Here is a 7,601-nt window from a genome sequence, read left to right on the forward strand (position 1 = left end):
GACCCGCGACCGCACCCACCTGAGCCGGCTTCGGGAGTACCTGAACGACGAATCCGTCGCTCCCATGGTCATCCGCCGTCTGGTCCAGCGGCATCCCGAGAACGCCGATGCCGTCTTCCGCGCGCTGCTGCGCAAGCCCGCGTTCGCCTGGGAACGGGACGGGGAGGAGCTGCTGCGCCGCCGCAAGGCGAAACACTTCGCCCACGAGCCCCTGCCCAGCGTCACCCCGGTCGGCAACCGCCTCGCCGAACTCCTGCGCACGCAAGGGAAAAAACGGTGATCAGGCTGTCCAGCACCGAACTCGACGCCCTGGTCGCGGAGGCGATCGTCGACGCCTACGGCGAGGACGAACAATGCGCCGCCTTCCAGACGTTCATCGAGGATTGCCTGGCCCTGCCGTTCTCCACCGTCGTGCTCGGCGTCACCGTGACCGTCACCTCCATCCAGGACCGGCCCGGCAGCGGCATCACCGCCCTGTGCAGACACGGCCGGCACACTCAGGCGATCGGCATCCTGGACCTGCCGCCACCCGACCCCACGCCTGAGGGATGGGCCTGGGTGGAGGCCTACCGGCACTGGGAATCCTGAACCGGCCGCGCCTTCCGCTTCCCTAGACCGTTCGACCGTACAGGGGCGTCGGGATCGAGCTTCGGCGGCCGATGCTCCTGCAGACGGGCCGGCTTGCGCTGGGCGAACCACGCGTCGACATCGCTTTTGTCCCACTGGCGGGCACGGCCGCGGTGGCCGATGACTTCGAGGAAACCGCTGGTCTCCGCTCGAGGTGCAGCGCGCTGATGCGTGCGGGTGTCAGCCTGTGCCGCGCGGCGAGCTCAGCAGTTTCGACGAGGTGTGGCGTGGACCAGGCAGCCGTGAGCGCCTGTCGAGGAGTCGACCGACAGGCCGGACCAAGGTTGTAGAGCCGGTCCAACTGCTGCACCATCACATCCGCCGGGCACGGGCTGTGGTGCAGGCCTGCCTCCCATGCGACGAACCGGAACGTCTTCTCCCGGTTGTAAAGCCTCTTGGCGCCGCATGCGTGCCTTGGCCGCCATGGTGACGACCCTGACCGGCTCCGCCGTGATCACCGCGCGTTCGGTGATCACGGCAGGCGTGGCGGGGTTTGCGTATCGCGCGGTGAAGTAGAACGGATGACCGGTCGGCCCGCCGCCGTTCTCCGTGCGATTTTCGGGGCGTAGGACTTTCATGCGCCGGCGGGCCTGCCACTGCGGCAGGTCGCGCAGTGCCTGGTCGGCCGCGTCACGTACTGCAGCGAGTCCGGAGGTTTTGCGCTGAGTGTTGACCGATCAAGACATCCGACGTTTACTCTTCTTTGACGCGACCATGCCAATGTCGTGGTGTACTCGCACGCCGTACCTCCGCTTGCCGCAGGCACTTCGAGGACGATCGATCTCATGTGCCTTGTTCTGGTCGTTCTTTTCCATGTCCCGATCGGCGCACCGCTTCTCCGTGCCCTCGTGCGGCCCGGGGAAGCGAGCGTGTCGAAGAAGCAGTCCGGCCGAGTCATCGGATTAATGAGGTCCGACGTCGATCGGCCGTGTCCAGGTCCCGCGCTGTCCGGCACCGGTCGTCACCCCCATGACCAGCAGGGAGGGCATTCGATGAGACTCCGCAGACTTGTGCGAGCCGCGCTCGCGGCCGTCTGCATCATGACCGCGACCGCCGTCGGCCTCACGGCTCCGGCCACGGCGGCACCCACGGACGCCGCGTTCGACTCCGCCACCGGAGCTCTGAACGTGGATCGCGCCGCCTACCTGTCCAAACACGACCTCGTCTACAACCGGCCCACCACCAACCCGCTGCACGGGCTGACTGTCGGCAACGGCCGTACAGGCGCGATGGATGGCAGGCCAACGGGTTGACCATGCAGGTGTCCGGCGTGGACACCTCGCAGCAGACCGCGTTCGGGGCGGGACTGCTCAACCTGTCCACCACCCCGCAACTGGAGAGCGGCTACAGCACCTATCAACAACGCTTGTCGCTCTACGACGGCACCCTGACCACCAAGTACGACGCCAACCGCACGGTGACGGTGATGGGCGTGCCGAACTCCGAGGTCATGGGCGTGCACGTCGAGGACTCGCGCTCCGGGGTCTCCGCGGTCAACCTCGACCTGAGCCTGTGGGACACCTCCCAACTGGGCAACAGCGGTGATGTGCCCAACCTCGACACCTGGAAGACGGTCGCAACGTACGCCGACTCCACAGGCGCCGGACTCAGCCGTGGCCAGTCCGACCCGCAGAACTTCGGGTACACCCTGGCAGCCACGGTCGAGGGAGCGGCCTACAACGCACGTGTCGTCGACGGCCGAACCGTCCGGTTGTCGATCACCCCTTCGCGCAGCTACACCATCTGGTTCACCGCCAGCAGTCGGCTCAACGCGCCCTCCCACGACTCGGTGACCGAGGCGAAGCGCGCTCTGGCATCGGCCAAGAGCCGCGGCTACAGCGCGACGCTCAACGACTTCCGGTCGTGGTGGCACGACTTCTGGGGAAAGTCGTTCGTGCAGTACTCAGGGCTGTCCGGGGACGCGGACTACCTGGAGAACGTCTACTACCTGAGCACATACATGATCGCCGCCGGCGGATACGGAACCAATCCATTCCACTTCATCAACGGCGTTTTCCGGGCCACCGGCGACCAGACCAAGTGGAGCAACGCCTATTGGTTCTGGAACCAGCGTGACATCTACAACTCCTTCCTCGCCTCCAACCACGTCGACCTGCTGGCCGGCTTCAACCGCCTCTACAGCCGCAACTCAGCGGCGCTGAAGTCGTACACCCGCACCCGCTACAACGTCGACGGGCTGTGGGTGCCGGAGACCATGGGCTGGGACGGCAACGCCCGGGGCACCGTCAACAGCGACTTCACCAACAACATCTGGTCGACGGGCACCGAGGCCGCGTACAACATGTACCTCCAGTACGCGTACACCAACGACTCCGCCTACCTGCGGAACACCGCCTACCCCTTCATGCGGGACGTGGTGAAGTTCTACGCCGCGAAGCTGTCCTACGACTCCGCGTCCGGCAAGTACTACGTGGCCAGTTCGCATGCGCACGAGACGTACTGGAACGTACCGAACGCCATCACCGACCTCGCGGCGGTGCGCACCCTGTTCCCCCTCACGATCCGCGCTTCCGAGTCCCTGGGCCTGGACGCCGAACTGCGACCGCAGTGGCACCGGATCCTGGACAACCTGATCGCCTATCCGTCCACCGCGGATGTCTATCTGCCACACACCCCACCGCTCGCGCAGACCCGCAACGGGGAGAACGTGTGGGCCGAGATCATCTGGCCCTACGACCGGACCGGCATCGGCTACCCGGACCACCAGAAGGCCGTGAACACCTTCAACGCACGCCCCTTCCCGTATGGCAACGTGTGGGCCAACGACGCCTTACAGGCAGCCCGGTTGGGACTGGGCGACCAGGCCTACCAGGGCATGAAGACGATGCTCCGCAAGTACCAGACCTATCCCAACGGCATGACGGACAACACCAATGGCGTCTTCGAATACCTCGGAGTGCACCTCGCCGCTCTCAACGAGTCGCTGCTCCAGTCCTACAACGACAAGATCCGCGTCTTCCCCGCGGCACCGAGCGACTCCTCGTTCGTGGGACGGTTCACTCTGCTGGCCAAGGGCGGCTTCACGGTCAGTTCGGAGCGTGAGGCCGGCGAGGTGAAGTACGTCGGCATCAAGAGCCTGTACGGCAACGCAACGCGGGTCGTGAACCCCTGGGGGAGCCAGCAGTTGAGGGTCCGAGACGTCTCCAGCGGCACCACTGTACTCACCACGAGCGCCGCCGAGTTCGACCTCCCGACGTCCGCCGGAAAGGTGTACGTGGTGGAACGCACGGCCAAGCCGCTGTCCACCTACGGTTCCGTACGGCTGACCGGGTCCGCGAACGAGGGCGAGAAGACCCTGGGCGGCACCACCTCCACGCTGGGCATGGCCCGGACCCCCAACCCGATGGTGAACAACACGCAGTTGACCTACGACAGCAACTGGCACGCCACCAGCGGGCGCGGATACGGCGACTACAACGACGACACCCATCACAGCACGACGCTGAACGCCGTGGCCCAATACACCTTCACCGGAACAGGAGTTGCCTACATCTCCGAACGCAACGGCGACATGGGAACGGTCGACGTATATCTCGACAACGTCTTCCAGGCGACCGTGGACCTACGGGTGTCCGGTGCGAGACAGGTGCAGCAAACCGTATGGCAGCGCACCGGGCTGACCCAGGGCACGCACACCATCCGCATCGTCAACCGAAGTACCTCGGTAGGGATGGTGGACGCCCTGCGCATTACCCCGTAGGTCCTTGGAGGACCGAAGGACGGTCACGTCCGCGGTCGGGTTCCATGGGCCCGGCCGGCCGGTGTCCGGCCGGGCCCATGGAACCGCACGGCTCTCACGCCATGTGGCCCTCGTCGACCTTGGGCACTTCCAGCACCTGGTTTTGCGTTTCGCCCTACGCGGTCCCGAACCAGCTCCCGCACCGGGCACAGCAGGACGGTCGAAGTGTCGACTGCGCGGGGCTGGGGGTGGCGCGCACGGTGCCGGCGCGGGCGTGCCGACGGTCAGGCTCGGTCTGGTCATGGGAGACGGCTCCTCGGGAGTCGGTTCCGTGGGCCGGAGCCTGCCCCCGTGCTCGCGGAAGGGGAGGACACGGGCGTCGAGGCGGCAGGCCGTCGGCCGGTGGCGCGCTGGCCGGGCCGACCGTTCCCGCCCCTCCCCGGGCGAATGGTGAGTCGGGCACTTCGGACTGTGTACGCCTTCCGCGGCTCACTGCGGGGACAGGGTCCGATGAGTTTCCGACGGGGAAGGGGTCTACACGGTTGTGACTACTCAGATGCTCAAGACTCCCGAGGTTGACCTCGCCTACGACGTCCACGGCCCGTTGCCGACCGCCGATGGACACCCACCGCTGGTCATGATCGGCCAGCCGATGGATGCCGGTGGCTTCAGCACGCTGGCGTCGTACTTCCCCGACCGCACGGTGGTCACCTATGACCCGCGTGGCCTTGGCCGTAGTGCCCGCAAGGACGGCCGGGTCGACCATGCGCCCGGGATCCAGGCTGCCGACGTGCACGCCGTCATCGAGGCGCTGGGTGTGGGCCCGGTCGAGATGTTCGCGAGCAGCGGCGGCGCGGTGACCGCGCTCGCCCTCGTGGCGGCGTACCCCGACGACGTGAGCACCCTGGTGGCGCACGAGCCGCCGATCATTCCCGTGCTCCCCGATGCTCGGGCTGCCGAGGACGCTCGGGCCGGCGTCCGGGACGCGTACGAGCGCGGGGGCTGGGGTGCCGGTATGGCGGCCTTCATCGTGATGACGTCGTGGCGGGGCGAATTCGCCGACGACTACTTCGCCCAGCCTGCGGCGGATCCCGCCGCATTCGGCATGCCCACCGACGATGACGGCTCCCGGGACGACCCGCTGCTCTCCGACCGGTCGTGGGCGGTCAGCAGTTACCGGCCCGACATCGATGTTCTTGTCGCAGCGCGGACCCATGTCATTGTGGCAGTGGGCGAGGAGTCCCAAGACACCTTCACCGGACGCACCTCGGTCGCGACGGCCGAACTGCTCGGCCAGGAGGCGACGGTGTTTCCGAGCCACCACGGCGGCTTCCTCGGTGGCGAGTCCGGCTATGCCGGGCAGCCCGAGGCCTTCGCGCACAAGCTGCGCGAGGTCCTCGACGATGCGCGCTGACGGTCGGCCTGCGCGGTTACGGCGGGCGCGTCGGGCACGGGGAAGCTCCTTGTCGGTGGAGGGGAGGGACAGGACCGAGGCGGCGTAGACCTCGCGCTCTACGGCGGGGACCCCATGGCACGGGATGACGGTGTGCGGGAGGCCGGTCGTGTCCATGGGTGCAGTCGCCCGCTCCGCACGGTCCAGCCGCACGTACGGGGGGTGGGGCTCGGCGGCGGTGGTGGCGACCAGGCCGCAGACCGGTCCAGGGCGGCAGGTCTGTCGGTGGTGAGGGTGATCGGCCTGTCGGGAGGGGTGGCGACCTGGGCGCTTCGCACCGGGGTGGCTGCTTCGCCACGTGCTGGGTGGGGAGGGTTTGGTCGGTGGGCCCGGGGGGATCGGTGGATGTTGGTGTTGCGGCGGCCGCTCATAGCCTGGTTCTGTCGGGAGGGTGACGGATGCGTTTGTCCGGATCATCCGTGACGTTCAGGAGGGCCTTGCTTGTTGCCTGTGGAGGTCCGGCTGCTCGGTGAACGGGCGCTCGTGGCTGACTCCGGGCAGCGCCGGTGCCGTGTTGCGCGCTGTGTCCCGGAGTCTCTCGCCGTGATGGGCATGTCGAAGGTCAGGCGCGGCGGCCGTAGGTGCGTGGATCCACGGGCTGCTTGGCCTTGGGAAGGCCGCCGACCACGAGGCGGTAGGAGTCGGTCACGAGTTCCTTCACGAGCTTCTCGTCAATGCCGTCTCCGCCTTCCACGGTGACCCAGTGCCTCTTGTTCATGTGGTAGCCGGGGGTGATGCCTGTGTATTGCTCGCGCAGGGCCGCGGCGTCGTCGGGATCGGCCTTCAGGATGACGACGGGGCGTCCCGGCATGTCGGTCATGAGCATGTAGACCTTGCCGTGCACCTTGTAGAGGTCCCAGTCGGGGCTGGAACGGTGTTCGTGGTCGGTGCCGGGCAGTTCCGTGGTGAAGGCGTCTGCGATCTTCTGCAGTTCTTGCCCGTCCATGGTGATCAACTCCTGTGTCGATCAGGGTGCTTGGTGTGTGTGGCAGGTGGGGGTACCTGCGCCGGCCGGTGGCCGTGGCGTGGATCAGGCCCATGACCGGCCGGTGCGGGCTGTGATGGTCCGCTTCTTACGGGAGTACGCGGATGATGGTCTTGCCGCGGCGTCGCGTGGTCGGGTTGAGGGCGCCGATGGCGTCGTCGAGGCTCGCGATGTCACCGATGTTGGTCTGCAGTCGTCCGTCGCGTACCCGCTGCACGATCTCACCGAGTTCGGCGCGGTCGGCTTCGACGACGAAGTCCACTGCCAGGCCGTCAGTGGGCCGCGCTTCGACGGGGCCGACGATGGACACGAGTGTTCCTCCGGGCTTGATCAGGGCGGCGGACTGGCGTTGGATGTCGCCGCCGATGACGTCGAAGACCAGGTCGACGCTTCCGATGTCTTTGAGGGTGTCGTTGTCGAGGTCGAGGAACTCGTGGGCGCCGAAGTCGAGTGCCTTGGTCCGGTCGGCGGTGCGTCCGGTGCCGATGACGTAGGCGCCCGCCTCGCGTGCGAGCTGGGTCACCATGGTTCCGACTGCGCCGGCTGCGCCGTGGGCGAGGACGGTCTGGCCGGCCTTAAGGCGGCCGTGCTGGAACAGTCCCTGCCATGCGGTCAGGCCGGAGATGGGCAGGGATGCGGCCACGGTGTAGTCGACGTCGCCGGGCAGCGGTGCGAGGTTGCGTGCTTCGATCGCCACGTACTGGGCGAGGGTGCCGTCGCGGTGCCAGTCGGCGAGTCCGAACACCCGCTGCCCTACCGACAGCCCCGTCGTGCCGTAGCCGAGGGCGGTGACCACTCCGGCCAGCTCGTGGCCGGGGATCGAGGGTGTCCTGTCA

6 protein-coding genes and 1 pseudogene are annotated in these 7,601 nt (G+C 67.3%); 5 read left to right on the top strand and 2 right to left on the bottom strand.

Annotated features, from left to right (window positions below):
• From ADL25_RS04795 to ADL25_RS04815, 5 genes and pseudogenes are all read left to right on the top strand, one after another.
• A pseudogene (locus tag ADL25_RS04795) lies at positions 1-280 on the top strand (hypothetical protein); the annotation flags it as partial.
• Entirely contained in the window at positions 277-588 is a 312-nt protein-coding gene (locus tag ADL25_RS04800) for a calcium-binding protein (RefSeq protein ID WP_059126360.1), read from the top strand. The pseudogene ADL25_RS04795 and the gene ADL25_RS04800, both read left to right, overlap by 4 nt.
• 1,031 nt (positions 589-1,619) lie before the next feature.
• Positions 1,620-1,880 carry a hypothetical protein gene (locus tag ADL25_RS49640; RefSeq protein WP_199839099.1) on the top strand — a complete coding sequence of 87 codons (261 nt, stop codon included), beginning with the start codon at positions 1,620-1,622 and terminating at the stop codon, positions 1,878-1,880.
• A gap of 17 nt (positions 1,881-1,897) precedes the next feature.
• Positions 1,898-4,348 carry a glycosyl hydrolase family 95 catalytic domain-containing protein gene (locus ADL25_RS04810; RefSeq protein WP_199839100.1) on the top strand — a complete coding sequence of 817 codons (2,451 nt, stop codon included), beginning with the start codon at positions 1,898-1,900 and terminating at the stop codon, positions 4,346-4,348.
• A gap of 535 nt (positions 4,349-4,883) precedes the next feature.
• Positions 4,884-5,741 carry an alpha/beta fold hydrolase gene (locus ADL25_RS04815; protein ID WP_402525451.1) on the top strand — a complete coding sequence of 286 codons (858 nt, stop codon included), beginning with the start codon at positions 4,884-4,886 and terminating at the stop codon, positions 5,739-5,741.
• Positions 5,742-6,342: 601 nt separating this feature from the next.
• On the opposite strand, the gene ADL25_RS04820 is transcribed toward ADL25_RS04815, so the two are convergent.
• Positions 6,343-6,726, bottom strand: a complete 384-nt coding sequence (locus ADL25_RS04820) for an MmcQ/YjbR family DNA-binding protein (RefSeq protein WP_059126364.1) — start codon at positions 6,724-6,726, stop codon at positions 6,343-6,345.
• A 127-nt stretch (positions 6,727-6,853) separates the two neighbouring features.
• The coding region (locus ADL25_RS04825; protein ID WP_059126365.1) for an NADP-dependent oxidoreductase at positions 6,854-7,601 on the bottom strand (748 nt) is incomplete at its 5' end.

Source organism: Streptomyces sp. NRRL F-5122 (assembly GCF_001507435.1).
GTDB classification, from domain to species: Bacteria; Actinomycetota; Actinomycetes; order Streptomycetales; family Streptomycetaceae; genus Streptomyces; species Streptomyces lannensis.

What these genes read in the sequence shown, in the direction of transcription:
- ADL25_RS49640 (WP_199839099.1), top strand. Translation starts at nt 1,620, where the DNA reads ATGAGACTCCGCAGACTTGTGCGAGCCGCGCTCGCGGCCGTCTGCATC.
- ADL25_RS04815 (WP_402525451.1), top strand. Translation starts at nt 4,884, where the DNA reads ATGCTCAAGACTCCCGAGGTTGACCTCGCCTACGACGTCCACGGCCCG.
- ADL25_RS04820 (WP_059126364.1), bottom strand. Translation starts at nt 6,726, where the DNA reads ATGGACGGGCAAGAACTGCAGAAGATCGCAGACGCCTTCACCACGGAA.